Origin of the sequence: Phytohabitans maris (assembly GCF_031085175.1) — a bacterium.
Lineage (GTDB): Bacteria > Actinomycetota > Actinomycetes > Mycobacteriales > Micromonosporaceae > Phytohabitans > Phytohabitans maris.
The window spans coordinates 154,133-172,076 of record NZ_JAVHUY010000010.1 but is presented as its reverse complement, the minus strand read 5'-3'; the positions used below and the strand labels follow the sequence as shown (position 1 = coordinate 172,076).

The window sequence follows — 17,944 nt, the reverse complement described above, 5'->3', positions numbered from 1 at the left end:
GCTCAGATTCGGGCCAGGAACGGGTACATGACGAAGCCGACGAGCACGAAGACCAGCAACGCGCCCGGTACGTCGAGGCGGCTCGTGATCGCCTCGGCGCGGGCCAGGTTGTCGGTGCGGATCTGGTCGCGCAGCGAGTCCGCGCGTACCCGCAGGGTCTCGTGCACCTGAGCGCCCTCGGTGCCGGACGCCTGGACGATCGCGCCCACGTCGCCCAGCTCCGGCACGCCGATCTTTTCGGCGAGCGTGCGCAGCTCGTCCCAGGGCGACTGCATCTGCATCTGCGCCATCCGCAGCGACTCGCGCAGCCGCTCGAAGACCCAGCCGTCGCAGACCTCGGCCGCGCGCTCCAGCGACTGCACCGGCCCGTGCGCGGCGGAGAGCTGGAGCGCGACAAGGTCGAGGTAGGTGCAGACCGCCTGGGTGAACTCGCGCCGCGCGGCCTTCGCCTTCGACAGCACGTCGCCATGCGCCACCAGCGCGAAGAGCGCGGCCAGGCCGAGCCCGGCCGCCGTCGGGAAGACGAAGGGGAGGGAGAGGCCGGCCGTCCGCGCGGCCAGCGACAGGAACGCGGGAATGGCCAGGCCGATCAGCGCCGACAGGATGAGCGAGAGCGTGTACTGCTCGGGCGTCTTGCCGAGCAGCGCGAGCTCCTTTACCGGCGGGCGGGTCCACCGTGACAGGCCGGTCAGCCACTCCAGGCGGCGGCTCGGCTGGGTGGTGCGGAGCGTGGCCGGCGGGTGCAGGCGGTGCAGGGCCGGGCCGAGCGCGGGTGTGGCCGGCAGCGCCTCGCGTACGACCAGGAAGATGCCGAGCCCCACCGCGGCGCCGCCGAGGATCGCGATGACCAGGTACGGGTTGCCCATCACGCCTCCCGCCGCTCGTCCGGGATCGCGAGGAAGCGCACCGGCGCCGGTGGCAGGCTCATCGCCCGGGTCCAGGCGAGCAGGGCGACGAACGTGCCGCCGAGCACCACCAGCACGACCTGGCCGGTGGGTGTGCCGTACGGCTCCATGTATTCGGGGTTGAGCAGCCCGTACGCCAAGGTCAGCAGCGTCATCCCGGTGAGGAAGCGGACCGCGAACCGTGGCTGCGTGCGCTTGGCCTCGACCTCGCGCCGGGTGGCGACCTCGGCCGCGGCGGCGGTCGCGATCGAGGAGAGTACGTCGCCGAGGCGCTCGCCACGGTCGCTCAGGTGCAGGATCAGCGCGGCGACGACCTGGTCGCACATGGGGTCGCCGAGCTGCCCGGCGAACGCGAGCAGCGCGTCGCGGGCGTGCCAGCCGGCCTGCAGGCGGGCGGCGAGCAGCGCGACCTCGTCGCCGATCTCCTCGGGCGCGGTGGAGACGGTCGCGACGATCGCCTGCTGCAGCCCCTGCCCGGTGCTGGAGACGTCGCGCAGCCGCCGGGTCCACTCGCCCACGGCCTCGATCCGGGTGATCGCCTGCTTTTCCGCCCGCCCAACCCCGAAGAGCCAGGGCGCGCCCGGCACGGCGACTCCGACCAGCAGCCCGACCATCGGCAGGCCGGTCACCATCCAGGCGAGCGCGCCGGCCACGATCGCGGATACCAGCACGATCCGGTGGCGGCGGCGCTCGGCGGCGCTGAGGCCGGTGCCGTTCCAGAGGCGGTGCAGGCGGCGGCTGGTGCGGGACGGGGGCTTGACCGGCGAGCGGGTGCCCACAATGGACATCACGGCCAGCACCAGCCCGCCCACGCAGGCGGCGCCGGAGAGCAGCGCGATCAGCTCGATGTCGGAACTCATGCCCGCCTCCGCAGCTGGCTGTGCCGGGGTCGCCGCCAGGCGCCGGCGCGAGCCTCGATGTAGCGGCTGAGCACGCGGGCGTCGTACCCCACGCGCATGAGCTGCTCGCGCACCCGCTCGGGCAGGTGCAGCGGCACCGCCCGGCCGTCGGCGCCCGGGCCGAAGATGGTGGTCGTGGCGATCCGCGCGCCGTCACCGACCCCGACGATCTCCTCGACGTGGGAGACGAAGCGGTGCTTGCGGCCGCCGATCGCGGTCTCGTCCTCCACCGCCACGTACACGATCAGGTCGAGCGCGTTGCCGGCCATCCGGCGGGCCTGCTCGACGGTCATCTCCCGGCCGTGCGAGAGCGCCAGCTCGATGATGCGCTCGCTGACCCCGCCCGGCGTACGCGCGTGGATCGTGCACATCGACCCGCGGCTGGTGGTCATCGCCTGGAGCATCGGCACGATCTCCCGCGACCGCACCTCGCCGACGATGATCCGTAGCGCGCCCATCCGCAGCGACACCGGGATCAGGTCGGCGATCGTGACCTCGCCGGCCGGCCGGCCGTCCGCACCCCGCTCGCCGTGCCCCTCGCGGGACTCGAAGCTCATCACCGCGCGGTGCCGCTCCCCACGCCGGGCCGGCAGCAGCTCGCGGCTCTCCTCCAGCAGCACGTACGGCTCGTCGGGCGGGATCTCCGACATCAGCGCCCGGATCACCGTGGTCTTACCGGCACCGGCCAGCCCGGCGACCATGATGTTGAGGCCGGCCCGGAGCGCGGCGCGCAGGAAGTCGCGGATCAGCGCGTCCATCATCTCGTCGAGGTCGCCCCGGCCACCGGCGATGTCGTCGAGCGTGATGTCGAGCGTGTTGTGCTTGCGGATCACCGCGTACGGCCGGTGGCTGACCAGGTAGACCGCGGCGAGCCGGCTGCCGTCGGGCAGTTGCAGGTCGAGCGTGGGCTTGGAGGTCGAGAGCGAGCGCTCGGTGGCACCGGCCCGGCGGGCGGCCGCCTGGAGGATCTCCACCAGCTCCTCGTCGCTGTCGGCGATCGGCGCGGCCCACTCCACGCCGCCGCCGTGCCGGGTGATCCGCACGTGGTCGCAGCCGAGGATGTGCACCTCTTCGATCGTGTCGTCGACCAGCAGCGTCTGGAGCCGCCCAAGCCCCACCAGCTCGGCGGTGACCTGGTCGAGCAGCATCCGCTCTTCGACCGCCTGCATCGGGGTGCCGGCGCGGCGGACCGTGTCGGCGTACTCGGAGACGACGGCCACCGCCAGCCGTACCCGCTCGACGTCTTCCTCCTCGGGCGTGAAGTCGCGGCCCCGCTGCCACTGGGTCAACCGCTCGGTGAGCTGGCGCCGCAGCTCCCGTACCACGGAGAAGTCGGCCGGCCGCCGCGGTGGCGGAGGTGGCGGCGGCGCCGGTGTGGACGGTGCGGCCGGGAGGGCGGGCATGCCGTTGGCCTGGTGGCGGCCGACGTGCACCTGTGGCGGGCGGACCGGCGGCGCGGTCGAGGTCGCCTCCGGCTGCCGCGTGCGGGGGTCGTGGGTGACCGGCTCAAACCGCATCCGGTACCTCCGCGGGCAGGCTCCGCCAGTTGAGCCGGGCGCGCCGGCGGTCGAGGATCGCGGTGATCGGCACCTCGAGGGCGTTGGCGGCGCGCATGAGCGGGCGGTTTGCCTTGACCGTCCCGCCCAGCGTGAGCACCTCGGCGGTGCGCGGGTCGTCGGGCAGCCGGGCGATGACCGGCAGCTCCAGCGCCTTGCTGATCTCGCCCTGCGCGTGCCCCTCGCCGACCAGCAGCAAGCGGAGCGAGCCGGCCGCGACACGGTGCTCGCGGAAGTCGCGCTGGAGCGCCGCGATCGTGGCCCGCGCGCTGGAGAGGTCGGGCAGCCGCGCACCGGTCACCACGAGCACCAGGGCGGCGGCGCGCAGGATCGGCCAGGGCGGGCTAGGCGCGTGCAGCCGTCCACAGTCGACGATGACGTCGTACGCCGGCTCGCCCTTTTCCAGCCCCAGGAAGAAGTCGGCGAAGCGCTGCCACAGTGGACTGACGCTGCCGGACTGCGCCGGGTCGACGATGCCGGGCAGCAGCAGCCGCTCGCGGCGGGGCGCGTCGAGGTCGATCAGCTGGGACCAGAAGTCGTGGCCGAGCCGCCCGTCGCGCAGCTCGGCCACGGCCAGCTCGCCGATGCCGCGCGGGCCGGGTACGGCGCCGCCGAGGTAGCCAGCCATGATCGAGCCGCCCGCAGGGTCGCACTCGGCGAGCACGAGCCGCCGGTGCCAGGTGAGCGCACAGGCCAGTGCCGTCGTTGTCACCCCGGGCGACCCCTTTGGCGAGACCAGCGCGACGATCGCCATGGTCAGGCAGCTCCGGTGAGGATGACGGCCAGCCGGTTTTGCGCGGCCAGCGTGACCACGGCCGGTGCGTCCCGGCCGGCGAGCGCCAGGTAGACGACGACGGTGGTGCGGTCGGGGCCCTTTTCGTCCGGCTCGGCGGCGTCGACGACCGTCGCCTCGTATCGCGTGGTCTGCGACGCGCGCACCTCGCCGGTGGTCGAGCTGTTTTGCGGGGGCGTGCTGACCAGCAACACCTTGTCGCCGGGGCGGAGCTCCTTGGCCGGCACCTGGTTGGGCTTGAGACCGATCGCCACCTGCTGCTGGCCCGGGCCGAGCAGTGGCTTGTCGGTGAGCTGGTCCATCGTGACCAGCGTGCCGGGTACCAGCGTCACGGCCGCCCGCTTGCCGATCACGTCGTTGATCTTGCCGGCCGGCACCGGTGAGAGCCCGACACCGCCGGCCACCTGCACCGAGCGCAGGTCGTCGGCGGTCAGCGCGGTGCCCACCGAGACCGATCGGGCCACGGCCAGGTAGGTGCCGGTCGCCCGCACCGAGGTGACCGCGAACGCCGCGCCCAGGCCACCGAGCGCGATCAGCAGGACGGCGAGGCCGAGCAGGCCGGGGCGCATGCGCCGCTGCCGGACGACGCGGGGCGGCTCGACCGGCGCGTCGACCGGCCCCGCCACGCGGTGGTTTGCCGCGACGGTCACTCGGTCACCACCTGGAGCTCGTTGATGCGTACGCCGACCGTGGCTTCCCGGATCTGCGGCTCGAGCGTGCCGCTCTCGCCGCCACCGATCCACGTCACCGTCCACGTGGTGGTCGCGGTGACGGTGAACTTCTGCCCTGGCTGCTGCTTGCTGGACCTGGTGAAGACGTGCCCGCAGTCCGGCGAGGGGCCGGTGGCGCCCTTCGGGTAAGGCGTGCCGCCGCCCGGGCAGCTGACCGGCGGGCTGCCGTCGCCCAGGTCGAAGGTCAGGTTGGTGACGCTCGCACTGATTTCCACGCTCAGCCCTCGGTCCTCCTCGACACTGGAGATCGGCCCCCAAGTCTCGGGAGCCCTTTCCACCCAGAGCCACACCGGGAGTCCGACAAGTCCAGCGCCGTCGGGGTCCGGCTTGATCTGCATGTCGGGCTCGCGCAGCGTGATCTTGGCGAGCGCGCGGCGGGCCAGCGTCTCCGGGTCGGGCGGTGGCTCGGCGCCAGCCGGCGGTGCGTCGAACCAGTCCGGCTCGCCGATCCCGCCGGCGCAGGAGGGCGTGTACCAGCCACCGTCCGGGCTGGCGCCGGGCGGTGGCGGGAGCTGCGGCTCGGCGAGCTTGTAGTAGCACTCGTCGGCCTGGTTGAACCAGCCGAAGACCGGGTCGTAGCAGGCGATCGGCTCACCGCCACGGGTGCAGGTGCGCTCGCCGCCGCCCCCGTCGCCACCGCCGTTGTTACCCCCGCCGGTGTTGCCGCCGCCCCCGGTCTGTTCGTCATCGTCGATGATGTGGCAGCTGTCGGAGCCGGGCGGGCACTCGCCGATCGGCGGGGCGGCGACCGCCGCCGACGGCACGGCCAACACCACGAACGCGGCCGCCACGGCGAGTATGCGGCGGGTCAGCATGGCTGGTCCTGGTGGATCGCGCCGTCGCTGATCAGCCAGCGGCCATCGGGATAGAGGGTCGCGGTGGCGGTCGCCACGTACCGGCCGCCGGTGGTGCCGGGCACGGGCTTTTTGCTCTCTGCGTAGACCATCTTGTATCCCGAGGAGTCGATGCAGTCCTGAATGGACACCGTCGGCGGGTCGGCGCTCAGGTCGAGGGCGCTCACTCGCGGATCGGAGACCATCTTTCCGGTGCGCACGGCGCCGTGCGTCTCAAGGTCGCGCACGGTGTCTCTGACCCGGGTGAGCAGCGGGTCGGCCAGATACTTCGTCAGGGCGGGATGGGTGACATCCGGATCCGCCGAGGCCTCGCTGGATGCGGCGAGATAGCCCTTGTAGGCGGCGAGTGCGGCCGTCGACGCTGCTTTCGCGTCCGGGCCGGCGGAGGCGGCCGTGCTCGGTGCGGCGACCGGAGGCGTGGCCTCGCCGGACGACGCACAAGCGCCGACGAGCAGTGCCACGAGGACCGCAGAGGCTCGGCCCAGGTGCTTTGCGGGCAACGGTGTTTCCTCTCCCCCTGGCTCGCGATCGGCGCCTCCGAACCGCTCGCGTGCCGTTGTTTCCCTTGCTGTCTTGCCCCCCAGGCGATATGTGCGGTGCGAACCGTCGCCGCGCGGTCGGCGGACGGCTGGTGCTCTCACCCAGATGGGCAGCATAGGCTGACTGCCGCCGATGCAACAGAGGCAATCCAAATGATCACGCGGAGTGATGATCGTCAGCAGCCGGATGCTGGGAAGGGTGCGATGGGGATCGATTGGCCAAATCCGGGTATCGGGGCCTATGTCCACGCGCATCCCGGGCGCGCGGGGTCGGTTGGGGGCGGGCGTGCCAATCCGATCTTCCGCATTCGCGCGTTCACCCTGCGTGGCCGGCGATGACCTGGATCGTGGTGGCTGCCGTCGCGGGACTGCTGCTCGGCCCGTTACTGCGTGCGCAGGTGTTCGTACACACCGTGCCCGCGGGTGAGTCGTGGCGTCGCGACTGCCCGCACTGCGCGGCGCGGTTGAATGGTGCTTTCCTCCCGCCCACCGGCCGCTGCCCGCACTGCCGCGGGCGTATCGGGCCGCCGCCCGGGGTGGTCGAAGTGGTGGCCGCCGTCGCCCTGGCGGTGGTCGCGTGGCGGGTCCACGAGCCGCTGCCGCTGCTCGCCGTCGGGTGGGTCGCGCTGTTCGGCGTGGTACTGGCGCATGTGGACGTTGCCGTGCATCGACTGCCGGACCGGCTTACGTTTCCGGCCGCCGGTGGCGCTCTGGTCCTGTTTGGACTGTCTGCGGTGGTCGGCGGCGAGTGGGGCCGCCTCGCCTCGGCGGTCGCCTGCGCGGCGGCACTCGCGGCCTTCTATCTCGTACTCGTGCTCGTCTCACCGAACGGGATGGGGTTCGGCGACGCGAAGGCGGCGCTGTGCGTGGGCCTGGTGGCGGGCTGGTTCGGCTGGGGAGTGGCGGTGGCCGCGGCGCTGGCCGGCTTCCTGCTGGCCGGGCTGTACGCCACCGCACTGCTACTGCTGCGCCGGGTCGGCCGCAAGGACCACATCGCCCACGGCCCGTTCCTCCTGCTCGGCGTCCTGGCCGCGATAGCCGCGCTCGGATAGGAAAGGGCGCCCCGGCGGACCGGGGCGCCCTTCAGCGGAGATCACTTACGGACGGGCGCCCCACCGCGGCTTGGTGGTGACGGCGGCGTACGCGTCGACGACGCCGTACCCGTAGAAGCCGTTGAAGTTCGTGCCGCCCTCGCACAGGGCGTTGAACTCAGCCGGCCGGCCCTCGTCGGTGTACGTCTGCAGGCGCGGCTCCGGGCAGGCGTGCTCGGCGGCCGTACGCAGCAGCTGGTTCTCCACCTTCCACGGCTCAAGCGTGAGGCCGCCACGGCGGCGGTCGCGCTGGCCGAACTCGCTGACGATCAGCGACGCGACACCGGCCGCGTGCGGGGAGGCCATCGACGTGCCCTGGAGGTACGTGTAGTAGCCGCACTTGCCGGCCTTGCACTCCTTGAAGACGGATCCCTCGCCGTCCGGGGTGATGTTGCCGTCCGCGTCGACCAGCCCGTCCTCCTGCAGCACCTTCAGCGGGTACGTGGAGAGGATCATGTTGGCGTCGGTCTGGAACGACGGCGTGCCGAACCCGTCACGGAACCAGCCGCCCGGCGCGGAGACCGAGATCTGCTCGGTGCCGTAGTTGGAGAAGTCCGACTTCTTGCCGGACGGCCCCAGCGACGACACGCCGATCACGAACGGACCTTCGGTCGGCATGCTCCAACAGGTCTTGTTGTCGATCTGCCGCGTGTACGCCGGGGCACCGTAGTCGGGACTGCTCGCGTCCGGCAGCGGCTTGCCCAGGTCGGTGTGCTCGTTGCCCAGGGCGCTGACGAGCGTGACGCCGCGCAGGTGGGCGTACGTCAGGGCGCGCGTCATGGCCCGCAGGATGGCCCGCTGTTCCGCCTTCGCCGCCGTGTTGTCCGCGGAGTTGTCGAGGCAGTTGTACAGCCACGGGTCGACGTAGAACGACATGTTGACCACGTCGATGCCCGCGTCGCCGGCGTACGTGAGGGCGTTGACGACCGGTTCGAGGAAGAAGTAGCCGGAGTCCTGGCCACCCTTGAGCTCGACCAGCGTCACGTTCGGCGCGACGCCGGAGACGCCGATCCCGTTGGCCGCGGCGCCGATCGTGCCCGCCACGTGGGTGCCGTGGCCGCCGTCGTCGGTGCCGACCGGGTCCAGGCAGCCGGAGACCTCGCACGGACCGTCGATGTCGGTCAGGTCGGGCGCGAAGTTGCGGGACAGGCGCGTGCTGAAGTTGGGCGCGAGATCCGGGTTGCTGGCGTCCAGGCCGGTGTCGAGGATGCCCACCGTGACGCCCTTGTCGCCGGGCTGCTTGCGGCGCGACTGGTCTGAGCGCACCATTTCCAGGCCCCAGAGCTTGTCGTCGAGCGGGTCCAGCCGGGCCGACGAGTGCCCCTTGCCCCTACCCTTGCCGGCTGTGTCGACCAGGCGATTTTCCTGCTCGACCGCGTCGATCTTCGGGGCGTACCCGATCGCGCGGCGCTGCGCCGCACCGACCAGCGCGGCGTCGGCGGCGGCGCGGTTGGCGAAGTCGGTGCGGGTGGAGGTCACCTGAAACACGCCGACCCCGTCGTTGCGCGCCACGACCGTGCCGCCGGCGGCGGTGATCGCGGCGACCGCCGCGTCGGCCGCCACGCCGTCCTCGGCGACCACTGTGTACTCCGTGGTGGCCGCCGGTGCCGCGGTGGACGACCCTGCCGGGATGACCGCCACGAGGGCCAGCGAGGTCGCGGTGGCGACCGCGCCGGCCATGAGCCTTCTACTCACCATCTGTTTCCCTCTCGTTGAGGCTTCAGCTGAGCATCCAAGCGGAGTCATGTTGCGAATAGATCAAGGTCGTCAAGCGATGAGTGCGCGCTGGTCGGGCCGTCTAACGTCCAAATGACCGATACATGAGGAGAGCGTGATGAAACTGACGGTGACGACATTCCTCTCGATCGACGGCGTGATGCAGGGGCCTGGCGGTCCGGAGGAGGACCGGCGCGGCGACTTCACCCGGGGCGGCTGGGTGATGCCGCACTTCGACGCCGAGCTGGGCAGCTACGTGGACAGCGTCTTCGCCGAGGTGGACGCGTTCCTGCTGGGCCGCCACACCTACGACATCTTCGCGAGCGCGTGGCCCAAGGCCACCGACCCGAACGACCCGGTCGCGAGCAAGCTCAACACGCTGCCCAAGTACGTCGCCTCGAACACGCTGACGGATCCGCGGTGGGGTCCGGTCACCGTGCTCGGCGGGGACGTGCCCACGGCGGTGGCCAAGCTCAAGGAGCAGCCGGGGCGGGAGCTCCAGGTGCACGGCAGCGGTGCGCTGGTCCGCACCCTGCACGAGAACGATCTGGTGGACGAGTACCGCCTCATGATCTTTCCGGTGATCCTCGGCGAGGGTCAGCGGCTCTTCCCGGAGCGGGGCGTGGCCACCGGGGTCTCCCTCGTGGAGTCCCGCTCGACCCCGGCGGGCGTGACCATCCAGGTGTACCGGCCGACCGGGCGCCCGGAGTTCGGCACAGCCGAGATCTCCTGAGGGTGGAGTGGGTTAACGTCGGATTGTGAGCGGGAGTCGTGAGGCTACGGGCCTTGAGCACGACGGTGGCCGAGCGCCGAGCGACGGAGCGGGGTAGGCATGAATCAGCGGGCCCGGCGTCTGTTTGGCGGCACCGCGATCGCGCCCGGCGACCTTGCGGCGAGTCCGTTCCGGGTCGATCGTGACCGCATCGTCAGCTCACCGTTCTTCAGCCGGCTGGGCGGCGTCACGCAGGTGATCAGCCCGGGCGGCTCGGGGCTGCTGGTGCACAACCGGCTCACCCACAGCCTCAAGGTCGCCCAGGTCGCGCGCGCGATCGCCGAGCGGCTGATCGCCGACGGGCGCTACGGCGGGCTTCTCGACGAATTGGGCGGGTGCGACCCCGACGTCGTGGAGGCGGCCGCACTCGCCCATGATCTCGGGCACCCGCCGTTCGGGCACCTCGGTGAGCAGGTGCTCGACCGGCTCGCCCGGCAGCGGCTCGGCCTGCCCGACGGGTTCGAGGGCAACGCGCAGTCGTACCGGATCGTCACCAGCACCGAGATCCGCCGCGCTACCACCATCGGGCTCGACCTCACGGCGGCGGTGCGGGCGGCGATGCTCAAGTACCCGTGGACCCGCCACTCGTACCCGGAGCCGCACCCCCGCCACCTCGACCCGCCGCCGCGCGGGGCGAGTCCACCGCCGGGCGACCCGGAGAGCGGGTCGGCGAAGTTCGGGGCGTACACGACCGAGGTGGCCGACCTGCGTCAGGCGCGCGAGCCGTTCGCCGGGCGGATCGCCGACTGGCAGCAGACCGTCGAGGCGTCCGTGATGGACACGGCGGACGACATCGCGTACGCCATCCACGACGTGGAGGACTTTCACCGGGTCGGGGTGCTCCAGCAGGGTTCGGTGGCGACCGAGCTGATCGCCTGGCAAAACGAGCACGCTGAGCTGCGCAAACTGCCCGACGCCGAGCTGGACGCCGGGGTGCGGCGGCCCGGGCGTTCGGTGGAGCGGCTGCGCCGTCAGCTGCACCGCAAGGACGGGTGGATCAGCGACGACGAGGCGTTCGCGGCGGCGGTCGAGCAGGTACGGCACGAGCTGGTCGACGGGCTGCTGGCCGCCTCGTTCGACGGCTCGGTGGAGGCCGAGCAGTACGTGGCCCGCTTCTCCGCCCGCTGGACCCGCCGCCTGATCGGCGCGATCACGGTGGTGCCGGACCCGCCGGTGCGCTCCGGGCACGTACTGCTCGCGCCGGCACAGTGGCACGAGGTGCAGGTGCTGAAGTTCGTCCACCAGGGCTTCGTGCTGGCCCGTCCCGACCTGGCGCTGCACCAGCGCGGCCAGGCCAGCCTGCTCACCACCCTGGTCGAGGCGCTGTACGAATGGCTGCTCGACCCCGAGGAGCAGGCCCGCCTGCCGCGGCGGCTGCACGACCTGGTCGAGCTGGCCGACGCCGAGCTGCAGGCCCTGGACGGGAGTGCCCCCGGCCCGGAGCGGTCGATCCAGGCCCGCGGCAGAGCGGTGATCGACTTCGTCGCGGCACTGACCGACAGCCAGGCGGTCGCCCTGCTCGACGCCCTCTCCGGCCGCTCCCGCCAACTGTGGACGGACGCCTTCGTCCTTTAGAGGTGATGGCCTGTGATCGAAGCTCCTTTCAAGTCGCTAGAACGACTTGAGGGGAGCTTCGATCACAGATCCGCCCGGATGAGTGAGTAAACCGAGCTGTTCCGTCACCCTTCGGGGTCTTCACGGCACCGTGCGCAGCACATACCGTCGATCCAAGACGGTCCTGGGGAGCTGCGATGCGATCGACGCTCGGCGCTCAACTGTCCGCCCTGCGCCGACGGCGGGCCATGTCACAGCGCGATCTGGCCGAGCGGGCCGGCGTCTCCGTCGACCTGGTGCGCAAGCTTGAGCAGGGACAACGCCACGCCACCCGGATCGCCAGCCTCACCGCCCTCGCCAACGCGCTCGACGTCTCGCCGGCCGACCTGCTGGGCAAGCCGCGCGGGCTGCCGGCCGGTCGGGTCAGCGGCGAGGTGGGCGCGATCCGGCGGGCGGTGCTGGGCGTGCGCCGTCCTGACCCGGAGCCACCGGTGCTTGACGACCTGCGCCGGGAGGCCCGGGAGGCGTGGCGCCTGTACTGGGCCGGCCGCTACGCCGAGCTCGCCCGTGACCTGCCCGACCGGATCGCCGGGGCGCGCGCGGCGGTCTCGACGGCCTCGCCCGGCGACCGGGCCGCCGCGTCCGCGACGCTGGCCGAGCTGCTCCAGCTAACCGCCTCGCTCCTGGCCCACCTCGCGCACGAAGACCTGGCCCACCTCGCGCTCGCCGAGGCCGCGCGGGCCGCCGAGGCCTCCGGTGACGAGCTGCTCTTCGCCGGCCAGCAGGCCACCCGGTCGTGGGTGCTGTCCCGGCAGGGCCTGTGGTCGGAGGCCGAGCACGTCGCGGTGACCGCGGCCGAGCAGGTGGAGCCGGCGCTGTCCCGGGCCTCCGTCGACCAGCTCGCGGTCTGGGGAGAGCTCCTCCGGTACGGCACGACGGCCATCGCCCGGTCCGGACGCCAGTCCGAGGCGCAGGAGATGCTCGGGCTGGTCCGGGCGGCCGCCGCGAGGATGGCCGGAGACCAGCGCAGCCGGTACGTCGGGATGGCCTTCGGCCCGACGGTCGCGGCGATGAAGGCGGTGGACGTGGCGATCGCCGCCGACCGCCCGCGCCAGGCGATCAAGCTGGCCGAGCGGGTCGAGCACCCGGAGGCGGCGCCCACCGCGATGCACGCCCGCTACCTGCTCAACGTGGCGTGGGCGCAGATGACCGACTGGCGTTCCCAGGACGCGGTCGACACGCTGCGTACCGTCGAGGCGCTGGCGGCGGAGATGCTGCCGCACCAGACGATCGTCCACACGATCATCGCCGAGCTGCTGCCCCGCCGGCGTAAGCAGCGCCTGCCCGGCCTCGTCGGTCTCGCCGAGCGGATCGGCATCGCCGCCACCGGGTAGGACGTGGTGTCCCCGGGCCGGCACGCCGGTGGCGACGGGGTCGCCCAGCGCGCCACACCGGGCCGGCCGGCCGCCGCCGTACGTTGCCTCACGTCGGGTGACGATGGGGGTGAAAGAGCATGGCCGACGGCGACCATGCGCCGAACCGGCCGTCCTGGACGTGCTCGATCTGCGGCGCCCACTGGCCCTGCGACGAGGCCCGTGAGCAGCTCGGCCAGGAGTACGGCGAGCAGCGTGTCAACCTCGCTGTCTACATGGCGACGCAGCTCGGCCACGCCGCCGGCGAGCTGACCGGCGCATCGACGACGGAGCTGTACCAGCGGTTTATCGCCTGGACCCGCCCGTAGTACATGTACTACAGTTTGGAGGACTGGTTAGACGAGACGGGGGACACGTATGACCGTCGTAAGGCAGTTGCGAGCACCGGCGGCGGTCAGCGATCCGCCCGACGACGACCTCGCCGCGATCGAGGTCCACGACCTTCGCATGCGATACGGGACGACCGACGTGCTCACCGGCGTCTCCTTCACCGCCCAGCGCGGTGAGGTGGTGGCGCTGCTGGGGCCAAACGGGGCGGGCAAGACCACCACGATCGAGATCCTGGAAGGCTTTCGGATCCGCTCCGCCGGCGATGTGCGGGTGCTCGGCGTCGACCCGGGCCACGGCGACGAGCGGTGGCGCTCCCGGCTCGGCGTGGTGCTCCAGTCCTGGCGCGACCATGGCAAGTGGCAGGTGCGCGAGCTCCTCGCCCACCTCGGGCTCTACTACACACCGTATTCGACGCCGCGGATCCGCCGCCCGTGGGACGTCGACGACCTGATCGACGCGGTCGGCCTCACGCCGCACGCGGGCAAGCGGGTCAGCCAGCTCTCCGGCGGCCAGCGCCGCCGCCTCGACGTCGCGATCGGCATCGTCGGCCGGCCCGAGCTGCTCTTCCTCGACGAGCCGACGGCCGGCTTCGACCCGGAGGCGCGCCGCGAGTTTCACGACCTCGTGCACCGGCTCGCCGACATCGACGACACCACGATCCTGCTGACCACGCACGACCTGGACGAGGCGGAAAAGCTCGCCGACCGCATCCTCATCCTGGCCGGCGGCGCGATCATCGCGGACGGCTCGCCCGACCAGCTCTCCCGCCGCGTCGCCGCCGACGCCGAGGTGCGGTGGAGCCGCGACGGCGACCGGTTCGTGCACTCCACCGGCGACGCCACCGCGTTCGTGCGGGAGCTCTTCCAGCAGTACGGCGAGGCCATCGCCGACCTCGAGGTCCGCCGCGCCAGCCTGGAGGACACCTACATGGCCTTCGTCCGGGAGTACGAGTCGGGGCGCAGCGCGTCGGCCCTGCGCGCGTTCGAGGAGGTCACTCGTTGAATCACCCAACGAAAACGCTCCGCTTCGCTCCACGTTTTGGCCGGGGCCCGAAATGAGCGCGATCCCAGCGGCCCTCTCGGCCGGACGGCCGGCGATGCGCGCGGCCCGCGCCGGGCTGACCCGCGGTCGCATCGAGCTGCGGCACACGCTCACCAATGGCCAGGACCTGTGGAACTACATCTTTCCCGCGGTGCTCCTGCTGGTGGTCATCTTCTTCATGCGCAATGCGACGGTGCCGGGCACGAGCTTCTCGCTCGGCTCGCGCACCATGCCCAGCGCCCTGGGCATGAACGTCGCGTTCGGCGGGCTGGTCACGATGGCCATGGCGCTGACCGTCGACCGGGAGGACGGCACGCTGTTGCGCGCCAAGGCGATCCCGAACGGGATGGTCGGCTACCTGATCGGCAAGATCACGCTGGTGGCGGGCATGGGCCTGATCAGCCTCACCATCCAGCTCGTACCCGGCCTGCTCCTGCTGGACGGCCTCTCCGTGCGCGGCGCGTCGAGCTGGCTCACCCTGATCTGGGTGGTGCTGCTCGGCATGGTCGCCACGATGCCGATCGGCGCGATCTTCGGCTCGCTCGTCACCAACCCGCGCAACATGGGCATGATCATGCTGCCGCTGATGGGCCTGATCGCCACGTCGGGCATCTTCTACCCGATCACCAACTTTCCGGTGTGGCTCCAGTGGCTCGCCCAGGTCTTCCCCATCTACTGGCTGGGGCTGGGCATGCGCTCGGCGTTCCTGCCCGGCGACATGGCGGCCGTCGAGATCGGCGAGTCGTGGCGCCACCTGGAGACCGTCGGCGTGTTGGGCGCGTGGGCCATCCTCGGCCTGGTCGTCGCGCCGATAGTGTTGCGCCGCATGGCCCGCCGCGAGTCCGGCTCCCGGGTGGCGGAGCGCCGGGAAAAGGCCATGCAGCGAATCACATGAGGGGCGGCGCGGATGAGTGAGGTCATCTACAACCGCATCGCCATGCTGCGCGCCGAACGGGGCATCTCCCGCCGCGAGCTGGCGGAGGCGCTGGGCGTCCACTACCAGACGGTCGGCTACCTCGAACGTGGCGAGTTCAGCCCCAGCCTGCACCTGGCGCTGCGACTGTCCCGCTACTTCGAGGTACCGGTCGAGGTGCTCTTTTCGATCGACCCGTTTCCGCGGATCGGCGCCGCCTCCAACGCGGACGCCCAACGTAGCGCGTAACGATCGTTCATCGTCCGGCATGATTGTCCACGGCGGCGATTTGCGGTCCGGAAAAGGCGTGGATGGGCAGTGACCAGCAGCGGGGTCGCCGCGTTGGGCTCTGTGAGGGGACGGAACGGTGAATCGCCGGACACCGTGTCGGTCGTGGCGCGCGGGCGGAGCACCTAGGATCGCTGCGTGACTTCAGATCTGTCCCCGGCGGCTCAGCGGATCTCGACCACCCAGCGGATCGCCGACGAGCTTGGTGTGCGGGAGCGGCAGGTGTCCGCCGCGGTCGACCTGCTCGACGGCGGGGCGACCGTGCCGTTCATCGCCCGCTACCGCAAGGAGGCCACCGGCGCCCTCGACGACGCGCAGCTTCGTACGCTGGAGGAGCGGCTGCGCTACCTGCGCGAGATGGACGAGCGGCGGGCCGCGATCCTGGAGTCGATCCGCAGCCAGGGCAAGCTCGACGAGGCGCTCGAAGCGCAGATCATGGCGGCCGACTCGAAGGCGCGGCTCGAAGACATCTACCTGCCGTACAAGCCGAAGCGGCGGACCAAGGCGATGATCGCGCGCGAGGCCGGGCTGGAGCCGCTGGCCGAGTCGCTGCTCAGCGACCCCGCGCAGGATCCGCTGGCGGCCGCGGAGGCGTACGCGAAGGAAGGCCTGGACAAAACGGCGGCGCTCGAAGGGGCGCGCCACATCCTGGTAGAGAAGTTCGCCGAGGACGCCGACCTCATCGGGGCGCTCCGCGAGCAGATGTGGGCGCGCGGGCGGCTGGTCGCCAAGGTACGGGACGGAAAGCAGGACGACGGCGCCAAGTTCGCCGACTACTTCGACTTCGCCGAGCCGTTCACCAAGCTGCCGTCGCACCGGATCCTGGCGATGTTTCGGGGTGAGAAGGAAGAGGTCCTCGACCTGACGCCGGAGCCGGAGGACGCCGACGGCCCCAACTCGTACGAGCCGCGGATCGCCGGGCACTTCGGCATCGCCGACAAGGGGCGGCCGGCCGACCGGTGGCTGCTCGACACTGTGCGCTCCGCTTGGCGTACCCGGATCCTGATCCACCTGGATGCCAATATCCGCAGCCGGCTGTGGCAGGCGGCGGAGGAGGAGGCGGTCCGGGTCTTCGCCGCCAACCTGCGTGACCTGCTGCTGGCCGCGCCCGCCGGCACCCGCCCGACGATGGGGCTCGACCCCGGCTTCCGCACCGGCGTGAAGGTAGCGGTGGTCGACGCGACCGGCAAGGTGGTCGCCACCGAAACGATCCACCCGCACGTGCCGGCCCACCGGTGGGACGAGTCGATCGCCACGCTGGCCAAGCTGGCCGCCGCGCACAAGGTCGAGCTCGTCGCGATCGGCAACGGTACGGCGTCGCGGGAGACCGACAAGCTGGCCGGCGACCTGATCTCGCGGCACCCCGAGCTCAAGCTGACGAAGATCGTGGTCTCCGAGGCCGGGGCGTCGGTCTACTCCGCCTCCGCGTACGCCTCGCAGGAGCTGCCCGACCTCAACGTCTCGTTGCGCGGCGCGGTCTCGATCGCCCGCCGCCTGCAGGACCCGCTGGCCGAGCTGGTGAAGATCGACCCCAAGTCGATCGGCGTGGGGCAGTACCAGCACGACCTGTCGGAGGTGAAGCTCTCCCGCTCGCTCGACGCGGTGGTCGAAGACTGCGTCAACGCGGTCGGTGTGGACGTAAACACCGCCTCCGCACCGCTGCTGACCAGGGTCTCCGGCATCGGCGAAGGGCTGGCCGCGAGCATCGTGACGCACCGCGACAGCAACGGCCCATTCCACAGCCGGCAGGCGCTCAAGGAGGTGCCGCGGCTCGGGCCGAAGGCTTTCGAGCAGTGCGCGGGCTTCCTGCGTATCCCGGGCGGTGCCGACCCGCTCGACGCGTCCAGCGTGCACCCGGAGGCGTACCCGGTGGTCCGTCGCATTTTGACCGCCACGAAGAGCGACCTTCCCGCGCTGATCGGCAACTCCTCGATCCTGAAGTCGCTCAAGCCCGTCGACTTCGTCGACGACACGTTCGGCCTGCCCACGGTGACCGACATCCTCAAGGAGCTGGAAAAGCCGGGTCGCGACCCGCGGCCGGCCTTCAAGACGGCCTCCTTCGCCGAGGGCGTGGAGAAGCTGGCCGACCTCCAGCCCGGGATGGTGCTGGAGGGTGTGGTCACCAACGTGGCGGCGTTCGGCGCGTTCGTCGACGTGGGCGTGCACCAGGACGGACTGGTACACGTGTCGGCGATGTCGAAGACGTTCGTCAAGGACCCGCGTGACGTGGTCAAGCCGGGCGACATCGTCCGGGTGAAGGTGCTCGACGTCGATGTGCCGCGCAAGCGGATCTCGCTGACGCTCCGCCTGGACGACGAGGGTGGCGCCGACAAGGCGAGAGCCGGGGGCAACGGTGCCGCCGCCGGCCAGGGACGCCGCGAGCGGCCGGCCCGGCAGGGTGGCAAACGCCCAGCTCAGCCGGCCCGCCAGCCGCAGGGTGCGATGGCCGACGCGCTGCGCCGCGCCGGGCTCGACAAGGGACTCGGCGGCCCCCGCTAAACCGCCCGGTAGACACGAGATAGTTTCTGT

The 17,944-nt window shown here is 71.6% G+C and carries 17 protein-coding genes; 9 read left to right on the top strand and 8 right to left on the bottom strand.

Annotated features, from left to right (window positions below):
* Nucleotides 1-2: 2 nt before the first annotated feature.
* The 7 genes from RB614_RS13025 to RB614_RS12995 all read right to left on the bottom strand — a co-directional run bounded on the left by RB614_RS13025 (nt 3) and on the right by RB614_RS12995 (nt 6,199).
* On the bottom strand, nt 3-866 hold the full coding sequence (locus tag RB614_RS13025) for a type II secretion system F family protein (RefSeq protein ID WP_308712719.1): 864 nt from the start codon (nt 864-866) through the stop codon (nt 3-5).
* On the bottom strand, nt 866-1,804 hold the full coding sequence (locus RB614_RS13020; RefSeq protein ID WP_428982999.1) for a type II secretion system F family protein: 939 nt from the start codon (nt 1,802-1,804) through the stop codon (nt 866-868). The genes RB614_RS13025 and RB614_RS13020 overlap by 1 nt, the downstream gene beginning before the upstream one ends.
* Nucleotides 1,762-3,321, bottom strand: a complete 1,560-nt coding sequence (locus tag RB614_RS13015; protein ID WP_308712717.1) for a TadA family conjugal transfer-associated ATPase — start codon at nt 3,319-3,321, stop codon at nt 1,762-1,764. The genes RB614_RS13020 and RB614_RS13015 overlap by 43 nt, the downstream gene beginning before the upstream one ends.
* Entirely contained in the window at nt 3,311-4,114 is an 804-nt protein-coding gene (locus RB614_RS13010) for a CpaE/TadZ family protein (protein WP_308712716.1), read from the bottom strand. The genes RB614_RS13015 and RB614_RS13010 overlap by 11 nt, the downstream gene beginning before the upstream one ends.
* A gap of 2 nt (nt 4,115-4,116) precedes the next feature.
* Nucleotides 4,117-4,722 carry an SAF domain-containing protein gene (locus RB614_RS13005; protein ID WP_428982998.1) on the bottom strand — a complete coding sequence of 202 codons (606 nt, stop codon included), beginning with the start codon at nt 4,720-4,722 and terminating at the stop codon, nt 4,117-4,119.
* A gap of 77 nt (nt 4,723-4,799) precedes the next feature.
* Entirely contained in the window at nt 4,800-5,699 is a 900-nt protein-coding gene (locus RB614_RS13000; protein WP_308712714.1) for a hypothetical protein, read from the bottom strand.
* On the bottom strand, nt 5,693-6,199 hold the full coding sequence (locus tag RB614_RS12995) for a hypothetical protein (protein ID WP_308712713.1): 507 nt from the start codon (nt 6,197-6,199) through the stop codon (nt 5,693-5,695). Before RB614_RS12995 ends, RB614_RS13000 begins: the two co-directional genes overlap by 7 nt.
* A 413-nt stretch (nt 6,200-6,612) precedes the next feature.
* On the opposite strand from RB614_RS12995, the gene RB614_RS12990 reads away from it, so the two are divergent.
* The gene (locus RB614_RS12990; RefSeq protein WP_308712711.1) at nt 6,613-7,329 is read left to right on the top strand and encodes a prepilin peptidase; all 717 of its coding nucleotides are present in this window, start codon (nt 6,613-6,615) and stop codon (nt 7,327-7,329) included.
* Between the two features lie 45 nt (nt 7,330-7,374).
* Here the strand turns inward: RB614_RS12990 and RB614_RS12985 are convergent, their stop codons facing one another.
* Nucleotides 7,375-9,063 carry a S8 family serine peptidase gene (locus tag RB614_RS12985; protein ID WP_308712710.1) on the bottom strand — a complete coding sequence of 563 codons (1,689 nt, stop codon included), beginning with the start codon at nt 9,061-9,063 and terminating at the stop codon, nt 7,375-7,377.
* Between the two features lie 139 nt (nt 9,064-9,202).
* On the opposite strand from RB614_RS12985, the gene RB614_RS12980 reads away from it, so the two are divergent.
* From RB614_RS12980 to RB614_RS12945, 8 genes are all read left to right on the top strand, one after another.
* Nucleotides 9,203-9,817 carry a dihydrofolate reductase family protein gene (locus RB614_RS12980; protein WP_308712709.1) on the top strand — a complete coding sequence of 205 codons (615 nt, stop codon included), beginning with the start codon at nt 9,203-9,205 and terminating at the stop codon, nt 9,815-9,817.
* Between the two features lie 99 nt (nt 9,818-9,916).
* Complete coding sequence (locus RB614_RS12975) at nt 9,917-11,431, top strand: deoxyguanosinetriphosphate triphosphohydrolase family protein (protein ID WP_308712708.1); 1,515 nt, start codon at nt 9,917-9,919, stop codon at nt 11,429-11,431.
* A 176-nt stretch (nt 11,432-11,607) separates the two neighbouring features.
* Nucleotides 11,608-12,804, top strand: a complete 1,197-nt coding sequence (locus tag RB614_RS12970; RefSeq protein ID WP_308712707.1) for a helix-turn-helix domain-containing protein — start codon at nt 11,608-11,610, stop codon at nt 12,802-12,804.
* A gap of 119 nt (nt 12,805-12,923) precedes the next feature.
* Nucleotides 12,924-13,151, top strand: coding sequence for a flavin reductase (locus RB614_RS12965; RefSeq protein ID WP_308712706.1), 228 nt, complete (start codon nt 12,924-12,926; stop codon nt 13,149-13,151).
* Between the two features lie 49 nt (nt 13,152-13,200).
* Nucleotides 13,201-14,175 carry an ABC transporter ATP-binding protein gene (locus RB614_RS12960; protein ID WP_308712705.1) on the top strand — a complete coding sequence of 325 codons (975 nt, stop codon included), beginning with the start codon at nt 13,201-13,203 and terminating at the stop codon, nt 14,173-14,175.
* Between the two features lie 52 nt (nt 14,176-14,227).
* Entirely contained in the window at nt 14,228-15,109 is an 882-nt protein-coding gene (locus RB614_RS12955) for an ABC transporter permease (RefSeq protein ID WP_428982996.1), read from the top strand.
* Nucleotides 15,110-15,121: 12 nt separating this feature from the next.
* Nucleotides 15,122-15,376, top strand: a complete 255-nt coding sequence (locus tag RB614_RS12950; protein ID WP_308712704.1) for a helix-turn-helix transcriptional regulator — start codon at nt 15,122-15,124, stop codon at nt 15,374-15,376.
* Nucleotides 15,377-15,553: 177 nt separating this feature from the next.
* Complete coding sequence (locus tag RB614_RS12945) at nt 15,554-17,914, top strand: Tex family protein (protein WP_308712703.1); 2,361 nt, start codon at nt 15,554-15,556, stop codon at nt 17,912-17,914.
* The last annotated feature ends 30 nt before the right edge of the window (nt 17,915-17,944 follow it).